Below are 23202 nucleotides of genomic sequence, written 5' to 3' on the forward strand. Positions count from 1 at the left end.
GGCGACGACGCCCTGGTCGTTCACTTCCTACCTGGCCCTCCAACGAAAGGCCGGGGTTAGGTGGGGAGGTTGGAGAGGGCGGTGGCATAGAGGTGGGTCGGGGCGTTCGGGGCGGGGGCGTAGTAGCCCGGGAGCGGGGGCAGGTCGCGGGCGTGGGGCAGCAGCGTGTGGACGACGTCGGCGGCGGTGGCGGGGCGGGCGGCCGGGTCGTCGGTGAGCAGGGCTTCGACGACGTGCGCCACCGGTTCCGGGAGGGCGTCGCGGAAGGCGACGGACAGCGCGGCGGGGTGGCGGCCGGTGAGGAGTTCGTGGAGGACGCAGCCGGCCGAGTACAGGTCGCTGCGGGCGTCGGCGGTGGCGTAGCCGTCGAGTTCAGGGGCGATGTAGTGGGCGGAGCCGGGGGTCTCGCCGGGGTGGGTGATCGCGGAGAACTCGGCGGGATCGAGGGCGGTGGCGACGCCGAAGTCGAGGATCTTCACGGTCCCGTCGGGCGAGAGGACGATGTTGGACGGGGTGAGGTCCCGGTGGATCAGCCCGGCCCCGTGCGCGGCGGCCAGGGCGGCACAGAACTGGGCGCCGATCAGGGCGGTCCAGGGGACGGGGAGCAGGTCGTCGCCGCGTTCGGCGATGAGGTCGCGGAGGGTCACGGCACGGGGGACGAGTTCCATGACGATGAACAGGTCGTCGTCATGGGCGCCGAAGTCGTACAGGGCGGGGATGCCGGGATGGTGGAGGCGGGCGAGGATGCGGGCCTCCCGGTAGAAGCGGCGGCGGGCGGCGGGGCGGTCGGGCAGGCCGGGGCGGATGACCTTGATGGCGACCTTGCGGTTGAGGCGGTCGTCGGTGCCCTCCCAGATCTGTCCCATGCCGCCGATACCGAGGGGTTCGCCGCGCGTGTAGCGGTCGCCGATCTTCACCGGTCCCCCAGGAAGGGGCTGGGGTCGCCGTGCCAGGTGAGGTGGAGGGTGTCGCGGGCGCGGGTGGCGGCGACGAACAGCAGGGAGCGGGCGCGCTGGAGTTCCCGCCGGTACCGGGACGGGTCGGACTGCTCCCATCTGCGCAGGTACGCCTGGGGGACGAGCCCGTCGGAGACACCGGCGACGATCACGTGCTGGTATTCGAGGCCCTTGAAGCGGTGCATGGTGCCGACGTGGACGACGTCGTCGGCGCGGGGCCCGTCGGGCCCGATGGAGGCGGCGGGGATGCCGGCTCGGGCGAGGCGGGCTTCCATCTCGGCGACCTTGGCGCGTTCGGGGACGCTGACCGCGATGGACGGCGAGGGCCCGTCGATCAGATCGCTGATCAGCGACGCGATGTAGTCCTGTTCTTCTTCCCAGGTCGCGGCGCCGTGCAGGACGGGACGGGAGCCGCGCAGGACGGAGCGGTAGCCGGCGAGGTCGTCGGTATCGCCCTCGAGGTCGTCCCACGATTCTTCGCCGAGGAGCCGGACGGCGGAGCCGAGGATCTCGTGGGTGGTGCGGTAGCTGAGCGTGAGCCGCGACGAGCGCCGTCCGCGGATGTTGATGCCGAGCACGCTCAGTGAGACGTAGTTGTCGTAGAGCCGCTGGTGGACGTCGCCGACGAGGAAGATGTCGTCGGGTCCTTCGGGGACCATGGCGCGGAGCATCTTCCAGTGCGCGGCGGCGAGGTCCTGTGCCTCGTCCACGACGATGTGGGAGTAGCGGTGGCGCATCCGGGCGACGGAGGCGTCCTCGCGGTGGACGTTGAGACCGCCCTCCTGGTGCCGGCGCATCTTTTCGGCGCGTTCCTGTTCGAGGCGGGCGGCGTGTTCGGCGACCTGCCGGTACGTCCACAGGTTCTTCTCGTCGAGGCGGAGCCGGAACTTCTCGACGAGCCGCCAGATCTCGGCGCGCTGGGCGCGGCCGATGCTGCGTCCGCGTCCGGGGCGGCGGGTGCGGAAGTAGTCGGCGCGGGAGTTGCCGGACATGCCGAGGATGACGTGGGTCCATTCGGCGTGCAGGAACTCGGGGTCCCAGCGGGTCTCGCCGAGTTCGAGGAGCAGGGCGCGCCATTCCTGGACGGCTTTGGCATCGTCGATCCAGCGGCGTTTGCCGCCGGGTTCGGCGCGGGCGACGACGTCGGCGGCGAGCTTGTCGATGTTGACGATCTCGACGCGGGACACGGTTTCGGGGCCGCCGAGTTCGAGGAGGCGTTTGCGGAGGTCGGCGGCGAGGTTCTTGTTGTAGGTGGTGAGCAGGACGGGTTTGCCGCCGCCGGGCGGGAGCCGGTCGACGAGGTGTTTGACGCGGTGCAGCGCGACGATGGTCTTGCCGGTGCCGGGACCGCCGCTGACCCGGGCGGAGCCCTTGTTGCGGCGTTCGACGAGCTTGCGCTGGCCGGGGTGGAGGAACACCTTCCAGCGGCCGAAGTCGTCTTCGAGGACGGCCTGCAGTTCGGTGTCGGACGTGGTGACGCGGGTGGCGGGACGGCTGAGCGCGGTGGCGTAGTCCTCGGTGTCGACGTCGTCCTCGGCCTGGACCGGCGTGGTGATCTTGTCGAGGACCTCGTCGAACGTCTTGCCGAAGTACAGTTCGAGGAGCACCTCCTCGGTGAGTGCCGGAGCGAGTTCGGTGAGGCCGAGCAGCTCGTCCTCGGTGGTGATCTTCCTGATCAGGGGGAGCAGGGCGGCGGCGACGCCGAGTTGGAGGAGCTGGTCGTCGGTGAACCCGGCGAACAGCGGCGAGGGCGCGGCGGGTTCGGCGGGCGCGGGTTCCGGCGCGTCCGGCGGCGGTGCGGGACGGGCGGCCGGTCGGGGCGTGGAGACGTTCTCCTCGACGCTGACGAGGTCGACGAACTCGATCCCGCCCGTCACATCGTTGATCTTGTACTGGTAGCGGTCGAGGTTGTCGTAGACGTCCTTGCGGTGTTTGACGGCGACGAGGATGTAGTCGCGGTTGCCGGCGTGCAGCAGCAGCGCCCGGTATTCGGCGCTGATCCGGGCGGAGTGGAGCCGGGTGTGGCCCTGCAGCTGCTTGAGCCGAAGGCCACGCGCGTCGGGGTTCTTGCGGAAGTCGTGCTGGAACTCGTAGATCGCGCCTTTGACGACGCGCGGCAGCTTCTGGATCTCCTTGTCGGCCTTGTCGAGCAGCCGCAGCGTGGCTTCGCCCTGCGTGGTCATGGGTTCGCCGCCTCGATTCGTTCCGCCAGTTCGTCGCAGTCCCACCAGGCCGCCGAGCGGGTCTCCCAGCCGGCCTTCGCGTAGGCGTGGTAGCGGCCGGTGGCTTCGTCGTCGTTGCCCGCGAGGACGACGGCGACTTTGGCGTCCGGCCAGGCGAGTTCGGCCTGCCATGCCTGTTCGCCCAGCTCGTAGCCGACCTCGGGGGCGGGGGCGCCGCGCGCGATCAGGCGGCGCGCCAGGTCGGCGAGGTGGGGTTCGTCGGGGTCGAGCAGGTCGAGTGCTTCGGCCCAGGCGTCGTCCGGCACGGACGCGTCCGCGGTCGTGGGCGGGGAGGCCGCGGCGTCCGCCGGGGACGGCGGCGCGCTCGCCCGATGCGGGTCGGCCCGGGTGGGTTCGGGTTCCGGCGGCGCTTCCTGGACGCTGCCGGGCGGCAGGTCGTCGGGGTCGGGCGGCAGGAGGCTGAGCGTCGGCAGCAGACCCGCGCCGCCGGTGAGAGCGAGCGAGCCGGGGTCGAACCCGGACAGGTCGGTGTAGGCGAGTTGGACGCCGTCGCCTTGCCCGTGGGAGAGGAACTGGAGGAGGTTGCCCCAGTACAGCCAGGCGTGCCAGCGGCGGCGGTGGGCGTCCTCGTCGGCCTCGATCGCGGTGGTCCGGTCGTCGATGACGGCGAGGGCCGTCCAGGCGCGGGTCCGGGCGTCGGCGGCGACGGTGAGGGGGCAGCCGGTGGCGTCGGCGGTGCGGGCGAGCATCAGGTCGCCGGGCGGCGGCGTGGGCAGGTCGTCGCCGTGGACGGCGGCGGTGAGCAGGTCACCGATCCCGTCGGGCGTGGCGCGCCGCATTTCGGCGCCGGGCATCACGAGCCCGGTCACGGCGGCTTCGGCGCGGCGCCGCCAGCGGTCGCCGTCGGGGTCGGACAGGTAGGCCAGCAGCGTCTGGATCGGGTTGGCCCAGATCAGGTCGGCCAGCTCGGCGGGGTCGCCGCCGCCGTCGAGGTAGCCTTCGCGCGCCCGTCCCTGCGCGATGCCCTGGTAGGGGATCCAGGCGGGCGATTCGGGGAACAGGCCGGACTCCCAGTGTTCGACGTCGTTCCAGGTGATCTGGAAGACGACGCGGCCGTGGGCGCGGAGCCGGGCGCGTTTGGCGGCGTCGCCGGCGAGCCGGTTGGCGTGCGGGGCGGCGTGGTAGTTGTAGCCGTCGAGGTAGACGGCGACTTCCAGGGGCGCCCCGTCGAGCCGTTTGAAGTAGACGTCGGGCCGGGTCTCCTTGATGGTGTTCTGCAGGATCACCTGCCAGTGGACGACGTCGTCCCCGGCGGTGATGCGCAGGTCGGCGGTGCGGCGGTCGTTGAGGCGGGGGCCGGAGCTGAGGGCGCGGCCGCTGCCGGGCTTGCGCGCCCACCGCATCAGCGCGTCGAGGAACCGGGCCTCCAGTTCGCTTTCGACCTGGTTGACGAGGGAGATGTCGTCGGTGCTGGCGACGGACGCGGTCTCCCATTCCTCCAGCAGTTCGGCGAGCATCTCGGCGGCGAGGCCGCGGTCGGCCTTGTCGAACTCCTCGCCCCGCACGTGGGACAGCAGGCAGCGGTGGCAGGCGGCCTTGCCGTCCTCCTCGTTGGCGCAGGGGCAGTTGAACACGACTTCGTACGCCTCTTGCAGGACTTCGCGGAAGCCCGCCTCGGTGGACATGCGGTGCAGGTAGCCGGTGCCGCCGGGCAGCGTGTCGTGCAGGACGAGGAAGCGCCGCCGGTGCCCGCTGTGGTGCAGGTGGTCGGGCATGGTGGCGGTGACGATGCGCAGGTGGGCGGGGTCGCCGCCGTACTTGCGGGCGATTCCGGCCATCAGCGCGGCCTCGAACGTGACGGTCCGCTCGGGGATCATCGTGGTGGCGATGGGGACGAGGATCCGCAGCGCCTCGGTGCGCAGTTCGTGCGCGAGGATCAGGGGTTCGTGGGCGACGTCGCCGCCGCGCCGCTGCGGGCACCAGGGGCGGTGGTGGCTGCGGGACGTGTCGTACCCGGAGGTGGTGCCGGTGAGCCGCCCGTCCCCGTCGGGCGGGCCGTCGGCGGTGGCCCCGCCGCACGTCCGGCACACGTGGAAGGGGTTGAGGCGGCGCAGGTCTCCGGCGAACGGGTCGCCGGCGGGGCGGTCCATGCGCAGCGATCCGAGGTTGAACCGGCGGATGACGGCGCGGCGGGTGAAGTCGACGCCGAACACCCGTTTGGCGTGCCGCCAGGCGCCGGGCGCGATCTCGTCGCGGGGGATGTCGACGGCGACGGCGGTCTCGTAGTAGCGGCGCTGCCGGTCGTCGTGGTCGTCGCGGATGCGGGCGTCGTCGCGCAGGTCGTGGGCGGTGACGCGGGTGGGGATGAGGACGGTGTGCAGGCCGCTGCTGTCGCCGATGCGCTCGTTGCCGCACTGTGGGCAGGGGCTGTGGTCCTCGGCGGCGGCGGTGGTGCGGACGTAACCGCATTCCTGGCAGACGCGCCACTGCTGGTAGGCGGGGCGCTGCGGGGTGCCGATGTCGAGGCCGGTGATCTCGTGCCGGTAGCCGCGAATGTAGAAGTGGTTGCCGGGGGCGAGTTCGGTGAGGGCCAGGGATGCGGACCGTTCGTATTCGCGGAGTTCGCTGTGGAAGCGCCGGTCGCCGCGGGCCCGGTCGGTCCGCTGCCGGCCGGCGGGCGCGGGCGCCTCACCGGTGTCGTCGCCGACGCGCTCTTCCCAGGTGAGGGTGGCTTCCAGGGCGGTGGCGGTGTCGATGAGCGAGTAGTTGGGCAGGAGCCCGAGTTCGACGAGGGTGCCGTGGGCGTCGCTGCGTCCGATCTCGCCGATGCGGGCCTGGACGGCGCGGCGTTCGGCGCGCAGTTCGTTGCGGCGGTTCCGCTGCTGCTGGTCGGAGTCGATCATCGCGGCGATGGCGGCGTCGATGACGTCGAGGCGGGCGCGCAGGTCGGCGAGCCGCTCGTCCCAGACGCGGGCCGCGGCGGCGATGGCCTCTTTCAGCCCCGCGGCGGCGAAGTCGCGGAGCCGCAGGGCGGCCTCTTCGGTGACGCCGGTTTCGGGGTCGCCCTGGGTGAACAGGGCGAGGAACCCGTCGGCGAGGGCGTCGCCCTGGCCGAGGACGGCGTCCTGGAACGCGGTCAGCCATCCGGATTCGCCGAACAGCGCGGAAGCGAGTCGCGGCATCGGCGGCAGCCCGTCGAAGTGTTCGCGGGCGGCGAGGTCGGCGAGGTGCGCGACGTACTGGCGTTGGAGGATCTCGACGGCGGACAGGTAGCAGCCGGGCGGGACGATGTCGCCCGCGATCATGTCGGTGGGATCGGTCAGGTAGTACTTGTCGCGCGGGTTCCGTCCGATGAGCGTGAGGAGGAAGGCGTTGCCGGTTTTGCGTCCGGCGCGTCCGGCGCGCTGGATGTAGTTGGCGGGGGAACGTGGAAGCGACGCGAGGACGACGGCGGACAGGTCGCCGATGTCGATGCCGAGTTCCAGCGTCGGTGTGCACGCGAGGACGTTGGGGTCGCTGTAGCGGGTGCCGTCGCGGAACTGCTGCTCGACGGTTTCGCGCTGCTGCCGGGTGAGCGCGCCGGTGTGCTCGGCGGTGATGACGCTGAACGGGCGGGCGCTGCGGTAGAGGCGGCGGTAGTAGTCGTTCTCGTACAGGTCGCTGCGGCGGGTGTCGGTGTCGAGGCGTCCGGTGCAGCGGTAGCGCGGGCAGTGCGCCTCGACCCATTCCCGCAGGCGTTCGGGGTGGACGGTCTGCTGCCAGTTGCAGACGGGGCAGTACACGCCGGCGCCCTCGACCTGGTCGTCGTCGAGTTTGCGGACCTGGACGTGGCCGGGCCGCAGCCCGAAGACGGGGGTGGCGCCGTCCCCGGCGGTGCGGCGGGCGATGACGTCCTCGTCGGTGAGGACGTTCAGCAGCCGGGACAGGTAGTGGCCGGACGCGCCGTGCTCGATGCCGAGGCAGCGGGCCGTCCAGTCCTGGAGCCAGCTGTGCCGCCCGGTGATCCCGTCGAACTCGCTGCGGTTTTTCGGCGCGCCGAGCACGAAGCGCGGCGCGGACAGCCCGCGCGGGAAGGCGGGCATCCCGTCGGGGCGTTTGCCCCAGATGGTCATGTACCGCTTGGTTCCGGCGCCGTCGATCCACGCGTCGAGCCAGTGGTGTTTGATGGCGCCGCGCATCCGCATGCGTTCCAGTAGCCCGCGCACGTACGTCACGTAGGTGTCGTGGCCGGGCAGGCCGGTGAGTGCGGCGGGTCCGGCGAGCTGGAGGTCGCGGGCGAGGTCGGCGATGCGGTCGATGTCGTGGACGGCGACCTCGGCGGCGACGGTGCGGGTGAGTTCGAGTGTGCGGCCCTGCCGGGAGCGGAGCCCGAATTCCAGGACGGACGCGAACGCGAGCCGCTCCCCGATCAGCGTCCAGGTCCGCGCGGACCCTTCGGATTCGCCGGCGAGGAGCGCGTCGACGTCGTCGCGGTCGTGCAGGTCCGGCGGCACCACCGAGGGGAGGTACTCGGGGACGCTGGCCTCCTTGACGGTGTCGGAGATCAGCTCGTGCAGCGGCTTCGGCCCGTCGGCGCCGTCCAGCTGGGACGCGAGGAGGAGGCGGAGGGAGAACCCGAACGACCGGTTGGCGACGAACCCGGCCCGGTGCGCGGCGTCCTGCACCGAGTCGTTGAACAGGAGGGTTTTGCGTTCCTGCTTCTCGAGCTGGCCGCCGGTGAACAGTTCCGTCACCGCGACGGACGCGAGCGCCGCCAGCCCGGAGCCGAGGAACCGCGTGCCCTGTTCCATGCCGCAGGCGGGGCAGCGGTCGTTCTCGGCGTCCCGGTTGCTCTCCTTGCTGTGGGAGAGGTCGGTGAGGACGAACACGTCGCGGAAGTCGGTTTTGGTGGAGTTCTCCAGGTCTTTCTCCGCGTCCAGCGGCCGGATGTGCTGGCCGTTCGCCGCCAGGACGAGAACGTTCGGGCCGCCCTGCTCCCCCGCCGCCTTCGCCTCCACTTCACGCCGCGTCGCGGTGATCAGCGGCCGGACGAGGCGTTTCTCCGCGATGCCGGACCGGTAGATGCGCGCCGGTTCGGTGACGAGGTCGTGCGGGTCGCGTTCCGGGGAGATCGCCGCCCATCCGGACCGTCCGCAGTGGCGGCAGTACACGGCGGGAAGCATCTCCCTGCCGCCGCCGGTGGCCGTGGTCTCCGCGTCGACCGGCGGGGCCTCGCCGTACCAGCCGAACCCGGGCCGGGGACCGACCGCGCGCAGCAGCCGCGTCACCGACCGAACCCACAGATGCGTTTCGACATGGAGGAAGGGGCGGCCCGCGTCCTCGGGGTCCCGCGCTTCGGACAGCAGCGCGACGAACCGCGCGAGCGCCGCCGCGGCCTGCACGGGTGAGAGCCGGACCGCCGTGCCCCAGCTGTAGGCGCCCTTGCGCGGGAGGAGTTCGAGGATCTCCCCGAGCGTGTGCGGCTTCCCGTCGAGGACTTCCAGGACGGCGCTGGTGAGGATGTGCTGCCGCAGTACCGTGCCGAGTTCCTGCGGGGTGAGCGAGTCCCGCCCGGTGACGGCCTGCATGATCTGCGCCATGGCGCCGTCGTCGCCGTGCGGGTCGGGAATGGACGCGAGTTCCTGCGGGTCGGGCAACGGCAATGTGTAGTCGATCCCGGCCTCTTCGATGAATTCGTCGGTGCTCTGCCGGTCCTCCCCGATCACCGAGTCGGGGTCGAAGGCGGTACCGAACACCGCCTCGGCGACCCGCCGGATCTCGGCCCCGTCTCCGCTCTCCCCCAGCGTCGCGCTCGTCGCGACCGGGCAGATCCTGCCGAGCGGCCGGCCCGGCTCACTGTGCCCGATCGCCGCCGCGAGGCGCCGGAGCAGCATCGCCACATCGGTGCCCTGCGCGCCGTCGTAGGTGTGGAACTCGTCCACGACGACGTAGGCGAGGTCGGCGCCCTCCCAGAGCGGCAGGTCGTCGGCGCGCTGGAGGAGCAGGTCGAGCATCTTGTAGTTGGTGATGAGGATGTCGGGACGGGACCGCCGGATCTCCGCTCGGTGCGTGTACACGCGCGGGTAGCCGGTCTCCGGGGTGTCACCGATGTAGAGGCCCGCGGTGACGTCGCCGAGGCCGGGCTGCTGGAGGTAGTCGTTGAGCCGCTGGGCCTGGTCGGTGGCGAGGGCGTTCATCGGGTACAGGAGGACGGCCTTCACCCCCGTTCTTTTTTGAGCGCGTGCCCTGCGGCAGTGGTCGAGCACCGGGATCAGGAAGGACTCGGTCTTTCCGGAGCCGGTCCCCGTCGTGATCAGCGTCGGCTCCGCCTTGCGGTTGAACGTCGTCAGGCGCCGGAAGGCTGCGGCCTGATGGCGGTACGGGACGAACCCGGCCGGCGCCCACTGGAGCAGGCCCCGCCACCCGTCGCCCTCAAGGCGGAAGGGAGTACGGATGCGCAAGTAGGGGCCGCGGAAGATGCCCTGCTCAGGATGGTTGAGGAAGCGTTCCAAGCCGTCGCGGACCTGCTCGTCCGCCAGCGCGAACGTCGTCGTGAGGTACTGCGTCAGATTCCGCCGAACCTCATCGGCCGCCAACGTCGGCTTCATCCCGCGCCCCTCTCCATCCGTTGCACTCCCCCGCCGAGCCGGCCGATCTTGAAGCGAGCCACCCGCTTCAAGATCGGCCCGCGTTTCCATCAGGCCCGGTCGAGAGCCCCTTCCTTGATCGCCTGCACCAGGCTTCCGAGTTGCGCCCGGTTCACGACAAGCCGTCCGCCCTCCGGATCCTTGGAGTCTCTGACCCCGACTCCATCGGGCAGCACGGCCAGTTCGACGCACGCTTCATCGGTCGCGCCACCGCTGTACGAACTCTTGCGCCACGCGGTAGTCATGCGTACTCCTCCATCACCTTGCGGATCAGAGCCCTGGAGGCGTCTTCATGGAGGGCTTTCGCTCCGATCCGCTCGAAGTCCATGCTCAGTTGCCTTACTTCGGACGGGACCTCCACCAGCCGACCTCCACGAAAAGCCCCAATGTAGGCGATGTCCCGAGCTTCCAGACTCATGATTTGAAACGGGCCGTCAAGACCTATATAGGCCCCGGCCGCCCTCGGGATGAGGCGAATGATCACGTTGGGACGCTCGCCGAACTCCAGCAAGCGCTGAAGTTGCGCCTTCATCACGTCTGCGCCACCGACCGGACGGTAGAGGACACCCTCGTCCAGCAACACGAGCAGCAGTGGGTCCGAGGAGCCACCCAGAAGCGCCTTCTGTCGAGCCCTGCGCGCGGAGACGGCGGCCTCGACGTCGGACGTGCCGCCGACCTCCACGAACGCCCTGGCGTACTCCTCAGTCTGGAACGGGACGGGGATGATTTGACCCTGATAAATCCTGATCACAGTCGCCTGTGACTCGTACTGGACGTACTGCCGGAACCAGTCGGGCTCATGCGCTGTACGGGCGAACCAAATCAGCATTTCGAAAAGCCTGGGGGTGTTGTACCTTTTGTCCAACACCCTCGCTTGGTCGTCGTGAAGTTTGAGGCGCCCGGCTTCCATGTTGGAAACAGTCGAGCGAGCAGCGTTGATGATCTGCCCGCATTGGGTCAACGAGTGATCGTGCTTCTCGCGCTCGAACCGCAGTGCGTACGCCAGAAAGTGCCACAGAGAGATCTTGGGGTCGAGTGGCTCCCTGGTGTTGGCCATGCACCCTCCAGTGTTTCCGGATTTCCCAGATACGCGCGAGGTTAGCCCCTCCACCTGATCCTGGAGATAGAAATCCGGAAACACCCAAGGGAAGGCGAGGCGATGCTCACGACCGCCGACGGCCTGCTGATGCCTATGCTGGCCTCGAAGGCAGCACCGGGCCTCGCGCGCACACTGACACGAACGCGACTGGACAATTGGGGCTGTTCGCATATTTCGGACGATGCATTCTTGATCGCCTCGGAATTGATCACGAATGCCGTGGAAGCAACACCCGGCAAGGAGATCCGCTACCAGTGCAGCCGCGACACCGCCGGCGTCCTCATCGCCGTATGGGACGCCAGCCCGACCCCTCCACGAGTTCACCCGCTGATCGAGTTGACGCTCGACACGCTGGACGTCTCGGAGGAGAACTGGGACGACAACGGCGGCCGGGGCCTCCCCATCGTCACCGCCCTCGCCACCGAGTGCGGCCACACCCCCGACCCGTCCGGCGGCAAGTGGGTCTGGGCCCGCCTCAAGCCCTGATCCCCACCACGTTGATCTGCGGCATGTCCCTCTGGTGAGGCGCCCCATCGAAGCGGCATGCCGCAGATCACCGTCCGACGCCGTCCTGAGCCCAACCGTCGTAGGACGACGCCCGGGGGCACTACAAGACGCCATCATGTGGACGAGTCCCAGCCACCGGTCGTCCACCGCTCACCCCTCATCCGCTGCCATGGGGGGCACCGAGCATTGACTTTTCTGCCTCTGCAGGGAGGACGGAACCGACCTGCAGCGGCTCAACTCGCAAGCATCGCCCAGCACTCAACTCATGCAGGACGCCACGACGCGTGCCGACCGACGTAGCTGAGGAGGAAGCCCATCTCCCTGCCTTGGCAAACTCCTGATCCGGCCTGAACCGTGCCGAGGATTGATATGTCCGCCCCGCCGTGCACGGCGTAGCCATGGCATGCCACGATGCACATTCCCGCACCGGCCCCTGCCCGACTCTTGCCGAGACCTCGAAAGCGCGACGGCCGAGCATCATGTACACGAATCCCCACCCTCGGGCGTCCACCCCTCAGCCTTCGCCCGCTCCAACCGCTCTGAGAACACAGCATGCGCCCGCCGATACTCAGCCTCCCGATCTACCCGATAGAACGGCTGCTCGTAGCCCTCCGGCGCCAATACGTTGTCCGGGTCACAAAGGTGCTCGTGCAGGCGCTCGTGATCTTCCTTCTTCTGTTTCGTACCGTATGAGTTCCAGTTCGCCGCAATTTTACTGCCCTTCGCGTCGAACCACATGGCCGACTCATAGCCGAACAACTGTGGGAAGCGAGCCCGGTAGATAGCACAGAGCTGCTCGGACGAAAGTCCCAGCCACACTGCCACCAGCGCATCTATTTCTACCAGTGCAGCTCGGCGCTCAAACTCTGTACGCAAAGGCGTGGTCAAGTTCCACAGCGGCTCGACCGATTCGAGCGCTGAAGTCCCAGCCCAATCGACAGCCCAGCCCTCCTGTTGCCAGCTTGAGCTGTAAAGCCTTTTCCATAGTTCTGAATACGCCTCGGTCATACAATTAAGTCGAAGCGTCCTAAGCAGCAAGGCGACAGCAAGGGGATGTTGCGTTTCCGGTGCAGGCATGGAGCGTGTCACCTTTACATCAAGATGCTCGCGCCCTGTGATACGGAGCAAGTAATCCATCGGCAGCGCTGCCCAGAAACCAGCCACCAATGCGGTCTGCAGGTCACTCCTGAAGGCCATACTTCGAATGACATTCACGTGGGCCGGCCCAGGTGGATAGAGGGCAGGAAATAGACTTCTGTCAGTGTCATGCGGGATCATCTCTCGCCAGAATAGACGATAGAAGTCCGTGTAAGATCTTAGTACATGACCACTATCGCGAATGGCATTTTGAGTTGCCGTCCCCGCCAACAAGCCAGTATCGGCGACGATCTCACCGGTGCCATCCATGTCACGGTTTAGGTGTGCTGGCGACGCTGAACCATAGTCCACCCACTTATCCTGCGCTTCACGGTACGCGGCAATGTCCACTGCTCGCACGTATTCGGAACGGGGGATAGCGTCTCGTGGCAACACCGTCAAATCTTGAGGGCGACCCTTTGTGCCCGTGTTCGGTGGTTGTTTAAAGAAGGGCGTTGCAACACCAATCTGAGGACCTTTGAGGACTACCTCACGCCAATTATTTCGGTCCCCGACACTCCATCGAATCAACCCAGTCTTCACCGCATTTGTTTCATTGTAACCCTGACTGATGCGCGGCTCCCAGACGCCCAGGCGACGCGTGATGCCAGCGAGAATCTCTATGGCCTCATGTTCCGCGCTGCTAATCGGGTAGAGCAGTCGCGCTTCCTCCGGCAGAACTTCATCGCCCGCCACACCTCGCCATTTATCCAGCACTTCTTGGGTTACTCTGATGACCCGAGAGGAATGCGGTCGCTCATCCCATGTGCCGTTGTATTTAATGCCTGGCAGGTCCCCCGAGCCATGATGATTAAGTGAATCAACCAGTACAGTTGGCGAGAACAACCAACTCAGATGAATGAACCCGATGCGCTTCGCCGAGGAATATATGTGCAGGCCGAAGTGTGAAGACCGGTTAACCGGAGGAGGGAAGAAGCGATTACCGGAATTAACAAAGTCACCGTGTATGCGCAAATGTCCGTACGCTGCCGCCCGGAGCTTCCGCTCTTTATCGCCGGTGAAATGAGTGTCCGGGTGGAGCAACCCCGCCATCCCCGATTTCCCGATGCTTGCCCAAACTCGAACCATAAAAGCCCGGTAGAGGTCTGGACGTGTCCCAGCGAGAAGTGGGTATGTTGCGGGAGACCTCACAAACTCCGAGGCGGCGGCTTGAGTGGCTAGCTCCCACAAAACGAATCGACGTGCCGAATCGATAGCGAGGAGCAGATTCTTACGACATGAGCGCTCTTCCGCAGTCGGCTTCTCCACCAACTTGAACCAAGGCATCCACTCCGCCAGTACCGCAGCCTCGTCCCACTCCGGTCGCACCCACGGCGGGTTGCCTACCTGGAGGTCGAAGCCGCCCTTCGTGAAGACTTGAGCGAACTGCAGTTCCCAGTGGAAGAAGCCCTGTTGCCTGGCTATCTCCTCAACAGTTTTGAGCCAGGGGAAGCGTTCGTTCAGCTTGAATTCGTTGTCCATGCCCATCCAGGCAGGGAGCTGTTCTTCATGCTCGCCCAACTCCCCCAACGAGACGAAGTGGGCACCGAGGGAGTCTTCCGGGATGTCCATGGTGCCGAGGAGGGCCTCGGCGAAGTCGAGCCAGTCGTCCAGGTCGGCGAGCGGGATCACCGAGCGGCGCTCGACGCGGGCGGGCTTGCGGGGTGATTTGGGCCGCGGCTTCGACTGGTTGATCGGGATCTGGACAGGGGTCTCCCCGAAGAGCGACGCCGCCTCCCAGCTTTGCGGGAATCCGGCCGGGTCGGGGTCCGGTGCCTCTACCTCGGCGACTGCGGGCGGGATGCTGTCGAGAGCGTTGTCCTTCAACCGCTCGTAGATGCCGTCCGAGTCGTCCAGCAGGCCAGCCTTGTCGAGCGGCCAGAACCACAGGGCGCACCATGCGTCCATCAGCGTCTTGAGACGCCAGAAGGGCGTCCCCGGCCACATCAGGTCGTCAAGGATCTGCTCGCGGGAGACGATCTCCTCCCCCGGCTCGCGTAGGTCGTCCGCTCCCCAGACCTGGATGCGACGGCTAATGTCCTTCTCGGACAGCTCCAACCGCTTGATGACCAGCTCCCACAGGTACTCCGCGCGGCGGGCGAGGCCCTGGAGGCGCTGGACCTGGGTGAGCTTCTGACCTTGTTTCCTCTTGGTGGACGGGTCCTTGAGCATCCCCTTGCGCCAGTCGCCGAGGCGCTTAGCGTCGTCGGGCGCGAGGTTCTTGGCTTCCTTCTCGCTCGCCACCGCTCCCCAGCCCTGGGCGGGCAACAGGAAGTGGTGGATGTGGCCGTCGGGGATCGGGCCGTCGCGGAAGGGGTGGTCCTTTGGTGCGGTGGTGAGCCACGCTTTCTTCTTCAGGTGGTGCGCCTCGTACAGGCGGCGGCCCGCGCCGATGAGGGAGTTGCCCCGGCGCAGGTGCAGGCCGAACCACGGAGCTTGAAGCCCCTGGTGCATGACGTTCAGCCACAGCGAGACCTCGGCCAGTTCGACGGCCGTCTCGTTGAGGTCCACCCCGTACGAGTTGTGCAGGGCGATGTACGCCTTGACCTTCTGTAGTTCTTCCGCGTAGCGGTCGGGTTCGAGGCTCTGGTTCTTCTCGGCCTGACGTCGTTTCAAGTACTCGGCGGCGACCTGGTTGATGGCCTCGTTGAGGAACGCGCCGGAGCCGAGGGCGGGTTCGCAGATCGTCCAGTCGAGGATCTCGCGGGCCTTGGTTGTCGTCTCGTCCTGATCGAGACGCTCGCGAAGCGCCAGCTGCACGGTGACCTGCGTCAGTGACTCGGGCGTGTAGTAGGACGCGCTGGTCTGGCGGTCGCGGCCGGCGAGCCGGTAAACGAACGCGCCGGGCTTGTAGCGGACGCGGTCCTCGGTCTTGATTCCGTTCTCGTCCACGCGGCGGACGAAGACGGCGTCCTCGTAGTCGTCGACCTTGGAGGCGGGGATCATCCAGGAGCCGTCCTTCGGGTCGCCGTTCTTGGCGACCTCGTACAGCTCCTCCTTCGCGATGAACCCCGTGTACGACATCAGTCCCTCGTACACTGCGCCGAGCTGGTTGATGCCGAGTTGCGCGTACGAGATGAAGCCGCCGCGTTCCTTGCGCTTGCCCTTGGCGAGCATGAGGAGGCGCAGCACTTTATACAGGGCCTCGTTGCGGAGGCGGGTGTCGATGGGCGTGGAGTCGGGGTCGTCCTCGTCCAGGTCGATCGCGGCCTTGCCGATGAAGCGGGTGCGGGCGGGGTCGAACAGGTCCGACTTGAGGGGTTCGAAACGGAGTCCTTCGCCTTCGGAGCCGAGGATGCGGCCCGCGCCGCGCGGGTTGTGCCCTTCGTTGACCATGTGGAACAGCAGGTCGAGCGACTCGTAGAGGTGGACGCTGCGGCGCGACTCCTCCGAGATCAGGTCGCGGACGATCAGGTCGCCGAGGCGGGCCATGCTGTAGCCCCTGACATACGCCTCGTCGTCGGTGGGGAGGATGCCGAGTTCCGGGCGGGCCTCGGCATACAGCAGAAACAGAATGCGATAGAGGTAGCGGAGGGCTTCGCGGCCGAGTTCCTTGGCGAAGGCCGCCGGTTCCATGACCTCTTCGGGGCGGACGCCCTGCTCCCGCATCCGGTTGAGGACCTCGTTCGCGATGATCTCGACGGATTCGCGGAGTCCTTCTCGAAGTTCTTTGGACACGCCGACGGCGTGCTGGCGGGAGCCGGAGAGCAGTTCGGCGAGGGGTTCGGCGCCGCCTTCCTCGGGCGGCAGCAGCGAGTCGGCGCTGAACAGGGCGGCGATCGTCTCGATCTCGCTGGTCGCGGCGGTGCTGCGGCCGAGCGCGATGTCCAGGCTGACGGCGAGGTACCGTCCCTCGCCCCAGGTCATCCGGTCGGCCAGGATGATCACGCCGCCCGCGAGGATCAGCACGTAGCGGGGCGGTTCGTCGGCGGCGAACAGCCAGGACGCGAGTTTGTCGCCGGTTCGGAGCATGTGCGGGTGGTCGAGTTCGACGGGGGTCAGGAGCCGTCCGGCGTCGGTGATGTCGAGGGCGGCGTCGACGTCCGGGGCCCATCCGCACTCGATCGCGACGACGCTGGGACGGTCGGCCGGCTCGGCGTGCGCGACGGCGACCTCGTACCGCTTGTCCGACCGCTCGACCGTGAGGACGCGCGGCTCGGCGTCGAAGCCCAGGGCGCGGAGGACGTCGCCGTGCAGTTCGTGGAGGGCCTTCTTCCACTCCTCGATCTTCGGGATGTCCTTGCCCTCGCGGACGGTCTCCAGGGCGTCGGCGAAGGTGGGACGGTCCTTGAAGTAGCTGCGCTTGAGGCCGCGCAGGCCGGTGCGGGGGGTCGGCTGCCCGTCCTTCTCGGCCTCGGTCCAGCGGGCGAGCAGGCCGTCCTTCTTCTTCAGGTCCTTGGGGAGGACTTCGGCCAGGTAGTGGGCCGAGAAGTAGTCGCCGCGGTTGACGATCGAGTCGTAGGTCATGCGTCCCCCTCAAGAACGGCGAGGATGCGCAGCAGCGGTTCACCCGTGGTCTCCAGGCTCTGGAGCAACCGCTTCTGATCGGCGACGGTGTCGGTCACTTGCCCCCGCTTCTTCGCGCCGTGCGACGTCCCGTCCAGGCTCTTCAAGCTTTCGCGCTCCCACAGTTCGAGCTGCCCGTCGTACTCCCGGAGGGGCCGCGCCACCTCGTCGTCGTGGCGGTCGCGCTGCTCGTCCAGGTGGCGGCGCGCGGCGTGGATCGCGGGCTCGATGAGGGGCGTGAGCCGCTCGAAGTCGGGCGTCCGGCTGGTGTTGATCATCTTGGGGCCGACCCCGGCCTCGGTGAGGACCTCGGTCATGTCGCGGACGACCGGCGCGCCGGGCAGGCCGCTGATCGCCATCCAGTCGACCACCGTGGGCTGCCCGAGCGCGTTGGAGTAGATGCCCTGGACGAGGAACGTCGGCTCATCCACCTTCGCGGTGATGACGGGCGCCTGCCGCCGGACGAGCTGCACCTGCACCTTGTCCACCAGCCACTCGACCATCGGGTGCAGGTCGGACAGGTACGCGATGTCCGGCCACATGGTCTTGGTGCGGCGGGCCTCGTCCAGCTTGCGCTGCGCGAGGTCCGGGTCGAAGGTGACCTTCATCCGCTCGGTGATCTTGTGGGTGCGCAGGTAGGACGCCGGCAGCGCGGACAGTCGATGCACCAGATCGGGGGGCGGCCCGAAGGCGAGCAGGCCGCCGTCGTCATCGACGCGCAGGGTCGGGCAGACGGTGCGCAGCGCCTCCCGGACGAACTCCTCCGTCGACGCGAACAGTCTCGGGACGCGGGCGCGGCTGACCTCCGCGCGTGCCTCGCCCTGCTCCACGGCGCCGAACAGCTGGGCCATGAAGTCGACGGGCGGTGCCTCCGCGAGGGACTCCTCCACCGACTTGCCCTTGAGGAGGTCCTTGATGAGCCGGTCTTCTTCCTTCTTCGCCGTGAACTCGCGGGTGACGGCCTCCGCCGTCCCGATGCTGCGGTGCGCCTCCTCCTCACGCCTCAGCAGCTTCTCCGCGACGGTCGTGTCGTCCAGCGCGCCCTCGGTCTCCGAGGTCAGGACGATCGCGCGGAACTGCGGCTCGTGCTCCTGCCCGTACCGGTCGATACGGCCGTTGCGCTGCTCGATCCGGATCAGGCTCCACGGCAGGTCGTAGTGGATCAGGTGGTGGCATTGGCGGTGCAGGTTCACGCCCTCGGACGCCACGTCCCCGGTGAACAGCAGCCGGACCTTGCTGTCGGCCAGGGAGAACGCCTCGACGATCTCCTGCTGGCGCTGATCGGAGAAGCCGCCGTGCATGATCTGCACCTGGTCGGCGGTGAGCCCGAGTTCGGCGGGGACGGTCCGGGCGAGCCACTCCAAGGTCGGGATGCTCTCGGAGAACACGACGGCGCGCATCGTTCCCTTGGCCTTCACGCCGATGTTCTTCAACTCGTCCACGAGGGTCTTGAGCTTGGCGGAGTCCCCGTCGCCCATCTGCTCGACGAGGAAGGCCAGGTTGTTGAGCGCCTCGATCTCGCGCGCCTCGGTGGCGTTCTTCAGCCGCTTCGCGACCGTCGTGCCGAGCGCGACATGGGACGACAGGAACGCCTTCGCGAGCGTGTAGGGGAACAGGCGGCGGTCGGCGTCGACCACGGAGCCGCCGGTGCGGTCCGGGCCGGGCAACCAGACCTCGGCGAGCTCGGCGAAGACCGCCTCTTCCCTGGCGGTGGCGGGGCTCCGCAGCGACACCGACGGCCCACGGTCGGGCCACCTGCCGCGGATCCGGTCGCGGACCTCGTCGCTGATCTTCGTCCGGCGGATGTAGAGGTGGTCGATCTCGGACGCCGAGTACTGCTTCGGGTTCGCGATGGCGGCCGGGTCGAGCAGGCCGATCAGCTCGGCGAACGACTTGGCGTCGCCGTTGTGCGGGGTCGCGCTCGCCAGCAGCAGCGCGTCGGTGCGCCTAGCGAGGAGGCGGGCCAGCTTGTTGCGGAGATTGCCTTCGTTGATGAGGTTGTGGGACTCGTCGATGACGACGGCGTCCCAGTGCATGTTCTCCAGGTGCTGCCCGTACCGGCCCTGGTTCTTGAGGGTATCGACGGAGATGATGACGCGCTTGTAGTACAGGAACGGGTTACGGCCGGCCGGGATGTCGCGCTGGATCCGCTCGATGCCGACGGAGTCGAGCCGGACGAGCGGGATCGCGAACCGCGTCCACAGCTCGTGCTGGAACTGCTCCAGGACCTGCTGCGGCGTCACGACGAGGATGCGTTCGCCGCGCCCCCGGCGGATCAGTTCCGCCAGGATCAGTCCTATTTCGAGGGTCTTGCCGAGGCCGACGACGTCGGCGAGGAGGATGCGGGGACGCAGCCCCTTCAGCGCCAGTTCCGCCGGGCGCTGCTGGTAGAGGAGCGGGTCGAGGAGGAACCGGTCGGCCAGCGCGAGGCCGCGCTCGGACTGCGGCAGCGGCGTGCGGCGCAGCACCGACTCCAGGTAGAGGCGGCTGCGCGCGAACGCCGAGGACGTGTCGGCGACGAGCTGGGTGTCCTCGGGACGGAGCTGGACGACGTCGTCGATCTCGGTGAAGAAGACCGCGTCCTCGTCCCGGACGAACTCCGAGACCCCCACCGCGGTGACCTTGAAGCCGTCGCGGGGCGTGGGGGTGCAGGTGCGCACCATCCACTCCGCGTCGCGGACCTCGATGCGCGCGCCCGGCGCGTACGGGGTCGCGGTGTCTGCGGAGGAGGTCACTCGACGGGCTCCTAACGGATCGTTCAAAGGGTCGGGGTGGCGGTGCGGGCGCCGGTCAAAGTCTCGCGCCCGGCGCGTAGGCGAGGGCCAGCCGGTCCGCGAGCGACGCCACGACGGGGCGCGGCGCCGGACGCTCCCGATGTCGCGGCCGGGCGGGACGCCGGGGCGGCTCGATGTCGGACGGCGGGTCGTCCGGCCGTTCGACGTAGGTGAGCGTCGCGAGATGGACGCGGGCGTCGCGGACGGACAGCCCGGCGGCGTCCAGGACGCCGCGGAACTCGGCGGACGCGTCCGCCGGGGTCGGACGGGCTTCCGGGGCGTGCGCCAGCATCGCCTCGATCACCGGTGACAGCGACGCGGGCAGGCCCGACACGTCCGGCCCCTTGTCGGGGTTCGCGATGGCGAAGTACAGGGCGTGCTCGTTCTTCTGGGCGTACGGGTAGTGCTTGGTCAACGCGTAGAGCAGCGTGGCGCCCGTCGAGTACACGTCGGCCGGCGGCGTGAGGTCCTTCGCCGACTCGACCTGCTCGGGCGGCATGAAGACGGGGGTGCCGAGCCGCGTGCCGGTGCGGGTGAGGCTCTCCTCCGCCTCCACCAGGTCGACGAGGCCGAAGTCGATGACCTTCGGGCCGTCCGGGCCGAGCAGGATGTTGCCGGGCTTGAGGTCGCGGTGCAGGATCCGGGCGGCGTGGATGCCGGTGAGCGCCTCCGCGAGCATCACGCCCAGCGCCGCCCCCATCTCCGCGGTGAGCGCGGGGTGCCCCGCCAGATAGTCCCGGAGCGTCTCGCCGCGCACGTACTCCATCGCCAGCCACGGGTGGTCGGCGCCCGGCTCGGCCGCGGCCACCAGACCCGCGACGCGCGGGCCCTGGACCATGCCCATCGCGAGCACCTCGCGGTCGAACCGCTCGCGGATACCGGCCTGGTTCGTGAGGTCGTCCCGGATCACCTTGACCGCGACCTGCTCCGCGTCCGGGGTCACCCCGAAGTAGACGACGCCCATGCCGCCCTTGCCGAGCCGGCCGTGCAGCTCGATGCCGCCGATCGTCCGCGGATCGGACGGTTCGAGCGGCTCCATCGGCACCCGCTTTCCCAGGACGGCACTGACCAGGGTCGTCCGGCCGGATGACCGGCCGGGCAGCCAGGATAGGCGGGCGCGCGAGGCGGCGACGCCGTTACCAATGGGTCGCCGGACGGTGACAGTGCGGCATCCCGGGCCGGCCTTTCGGGGCGAGGCCGGTGGGCGGTCCTCCTGACCGGACATCGTCCCAGGTCGAACGGGCGACTGGGGCGGAGAGTCCTGGTCAGCGGGCATCGGCCGGTGATGCCTGACCTGGGGCTTGACATGCCTGGCCGTATTCGGACACAGTCTCCGGTCAACCGGGCCGCCGGTGGGGAGTCGCGCGAGGTCGGCGTCCGGATGCACGGGACCTCCTGCGTGAACGACCGGATGATGCGAGCACTCACATTACACTCATCGAGACTTTAAACACCTAGTCTGATGGTCGATCAAGTTCACGCATAGACCTGTGGCCGATGACCGCCACCGGACAACCGGGGAGTCCCGCGGGACGTCCCACTGTGCACATTGCGGCGGAGATGGTGGTGCGGGATCTCTCCGGTGCGCCGCGGCACGGTCTGGGCACGCGCCGTCAATCGCATGCCCGAGTGGGTACTGCGTCTGGAGCCCGGTGCGCCGCCGCCGTTCCCCTATCTCGCTCTCGCCTTCACGATCGGAAAGCGCCGGTCACCGGGAACTAGTCTTCGGGGTGTGGACATGACGGCCGGCTGACGGAGGTGGCTCGTGCGGGCAGGTGAGGTGGCGATCGAGGACCTGGAGGCTCTGCGCGTCCCGCTGACCGGCTTCTGCTACCGGCTCCTCGGCTCCGCCGCCGACACGGACGACGCGGTTCAGGAGACCCTGATCCGGGCGTCGTCCAGGCTGGACCGGTACGACCCGGGCAGAGCACGGTTGAGCACATGGGTCCATCGGATCGCCACCAATGTCTGCATCGACATGCTCCGGGCGGCGAAGCGGCGGGCCCTGGTCATGGACGTGGGGTCGGCGGCGGCCCAGGGCCCGGAACTCGGTGCGCCGCTTCCGGCGGAGATGTGGGTGGAGCCCATGCCCGACTCGCGTCTGCTGGAGCGCCGGGACGCCGGTGACGTGGTCGTGGGACGGGAGTCGGTGCGGCTGGCGTTCATCGCGGCGCTTCAGCACCTCGCTCCTCGTCAGCGGGCCGTCCTGGTGCTGCGGGACGTCCTGGTGTTCACCGCCCAGGAGACCGCCGAGATCCTCGGGACCACGGTGCCCGCGGTGAACAGCGCGCTGCAGCGCGCACGGGCATCATTGGAGGCCGACCGGCCCGACCCCTTCGACCTCTACGACCCCGAGGACGCCGGGCAGCGTGATCTGCTGCGCCGGTACGTGACCGCCTTCGAGGCCCACGACATCGCCGGGCTGGCCGCGGTGATGCGCGAGGACGCGGTGGCTTCGATGCCGCCGTTCCAGTGGCGGCTGGTGGGCGCACAGAAGATCGCTGCGCTCGCCGGGGCCAGCGACTCCTGCGCGGGCGCCCGACTGGTCCCATGCCGCATCAACGGCGCCTCGGGGTTCGGGCAGTACCGGCCCGGCGACGACGGCGTCCTGCGCCCGTTCGCTCTCGTTTCGGTCGACATACGGGACGAGCGGATCAGCCGGATGGTGACGTTCCTCGGTACCCAGGACCGATTCGCCGAGTTCGGCCTCCCGGAGTCCCTCCGAGGTGCGGAGCACGTCACCGCGTGACCGATGAGTTCTCGCCCGACGCGTCGTACAAGTCGGTGAACACCCTGACGACGCGGAAGGACCAGCTCGATGGAAACGACCTCGGCCCACCTGGCCAGCGAAACCCGGGCAGAGCGGGAGCGGCTCGCCGGCCTGCTCGGTGACCTCACGCCGGAGCAGTGGGACACGCCGTCCCTGTGCGACGGCTGGCGGACCCGTGAGGTGGTCGCCCACATGACGATGCCGTTCCGGACCAGGGCGATCGGGGTGATGGCGGGTCTGGTCCGGGCCGGGTTCTCGTTCAACCGGTATGCCGACCGGGATGCCCGGTCGGCGGCGCAGTCGACGAGCGAGAGCGATCTGCTCGACCTCCTCCGGCGCAACATCGACCACCCCTGGCAGCCACCCGGCGGCGGGCAGGCGGGCGCCCTCAGCCACGACGTCATCCACGGCCTCGACTTCACCGAGCCGCTCGGCCTTCCCCCGGCACCGGCCGAGCGGCTCGCGCTGGTCCTGGCGTCGACCAGGCCCCGGCAGCTGAAGTACTTCGGGGTCGACCTCGGCGGGAGGAGACTGGCCGCCACCGACTCCGACGCGGTCGTCGGCGAGGGATCCACCGTCGTGGAGATGACGTCCAAGGACATCCTCCTCGTGGTCACCGGACGGCGGCCCGTCGAGGGATGATC

At 68.7% G+C, this 23202-nt stretch carries 11 protein-coding genes; 3 read left to right on the top strand and 8 right to left on the bottom strand.

Features of this window, described 5'->3' with window-relative positions; translation table 11 throughout:
* Window positions 1–56: 56 nt before the first annotated feature.
* The 5 genes from ACGFK0_RS00580 to ACGFK0_RS00600 all read right to left on the bottom strand — a co-directional run bounded on the left by ACGFK0_RS00580 (window position 57) and on the right by ACGFK0_RS00600 (window position 10822).
* The gene (locus tag ACGFK0_RS00580) at window positions 57–917 is read right to left on the bottom strand and encodes a serine/threonine-protein kinase (protein WP_392897962.1); all 861 of its coding nucleotides are present in this window, start codon (window positions 915–917) and stop codon (window positions 57–59) included.
* Window positions 914–3139, bottom strand: coding sequence for a UvrD-helicase domain-containing protein (locus tag ACGFK0_RS00585; RefSeq protein WP_392897965.1), 2226 nt, complete (start codon window positions 3137–3139; stop codon window positions 914–916). The genes ACGFK0_RS00580 and ACGFK0_RS00585 overlap by 4 nt, the downstream gene beginning before the upstream one ends.
* Window positions 3136–9726 carry a DEAD/DEAH box helicase gene (locus ACGFK0_RS00590; RefSeq protein ID WP_392897968.1) on the bottom strand — a complete coding sequence of 2197 codons (6591 nt, stop codon included), beginning with the start codon at window positions 9724–9726 and terminating at the stop codon, window positions 3136–3138. The genes ACGFK0_RS00585 and ACGFK0_RS00590 overlap by 4 nt, the downstream gene beginning before the upstream one ends.
* An 89-nt stretch (window positions 9727–9815) precedes the next feature.
* Complete coding sequence (locus ACGFK0_RS00595) at window positions 9816–10010, bottom strand: DUF397 domain-containing protein (RefSeq protein WP_392897972.1); 195 nt, start codon at window positions 10008–10010, stop codon at window positions 9816–9818.
* Window positions 10007–10822, bottom strand: a complete 816-nt coding sequence (locus tag ACGFK0_RS00600; RefSeq protein WP_392897975.1) for a DUF5753 domain-containing protein — start codon at window positions 10820–10822, stop codon at window positions 10007–10009. Before ACGFK0_RS00600 ends, ACGFK0_RS00595 begins: the two co-directional genes overlap by 4 nt.
* Window positions 10823–10957: 135 nt before the next feature.
* Between ACGFK0_RS00600 and ACGFK0_RS00605 the strand changes: the two genes are divergently transcribed.
* A complete protein-coding gene (locus tag ACGFK0_RS00605; protein ID WP_392899561.1) occupies window positions 10958–11350 on the top strand; it encodes an ATP-binding protein in 393 nt (130 codons plus the stop codon).
* A gap of 498 nt (window positions 11351–11848) precedes the next feature.
* On the opposite strand, the gene ACGFK0_RS00610 is transcribed toward ACGFK0_RS00605, so the two are convergent.
* From ACGFK0_RS00610 to ACGFK0_RS00620, 3 genes are read right to left on the bottom strand one after another with little or no spacing between them, the layout of a single operon-like run.
* Entirely contained in the window at window positions 11849–16975 is a 5127-nt protein-coding gene (locus ACGFK0_RS00610) for an Eco57I restriction-modification methylase domain-containing protein (RefSeq protein WP_392897979.1), read from the bottom strand.
* The gene (locus tag ACGFK0_RS00615) at window positions 16972–19749 is read right to left on the bottom strand and encodes a DEAD/DEAH box helicase (RefSeq protein ID WP_392897982.1); all 2778 of its coding nucleotides are present in this window, start codon (window positions 19747–19749) and stop codon (window positions 16972–16974) included. The genes ACGFK0_RS00610 and ACGFK0_RS00615 overlap by 4 nt, the downstream gene beginning before the upstream one ends.
* A gap of 55 nt (window positions 19750–19804) precedes the next feature.
* On the bottom strand, window positions 19805–20827 hold the full coding sequence (locus tag ACGFK0_RS00620) for a serine/threonine-protein kinase (RefSeq protein ID WP_392897985.1): 1023 nt from the start codon (window positions 20825–20827) through the stop codon (window positions 19805–19807).
* A gap of 726 nt (window positions 20828–21553) precedes the next feature.
* Here ACGFK0_RS00620 and ACGFK0_RS00625 point away from each other — a divergent pair.
* Together ACGFK0_RS00625 and ACGFK0_RS00630 are read left to right on the top strand one after the other, a co-directional pair.
* A complete protein-coding gene (locus ACGFK0_RS00625) occupies window positions 21554–22537 on the top strand; it encodes an RNA polymerase subunit sigma-70 (RefSeq protein WP_392897987.1) in 984 nt (327 codons plus the stop codon).
* A gap of 69 nt (window positions 22538–22606) precedes the next feature.
* Window positions 22607–23200: a maleylpyruvate isomerase family mycothiol-dependent enzyme gene (locus tag ACGFK0_RS00630; RefSeq protein ID WP_392897990.1), complete on the top strand. Its 594-nt coding sequence runs from the start codon at window positions 22607–22609 to the stop codon at window positions 23198–23200.
* The last annotated feature ends 2 nt before the right edge of the window (window positions 23201–23202 follow it).

The sequence above is a fragment of the Spirillospora sp. NPDC048823 genome (assembly GCF_043198445.1).
GTDB lineage: Bacteria > Actinomycetota > Actinomycetes > Streptosporangiales > Streptosporangiaceae > Spirillospora.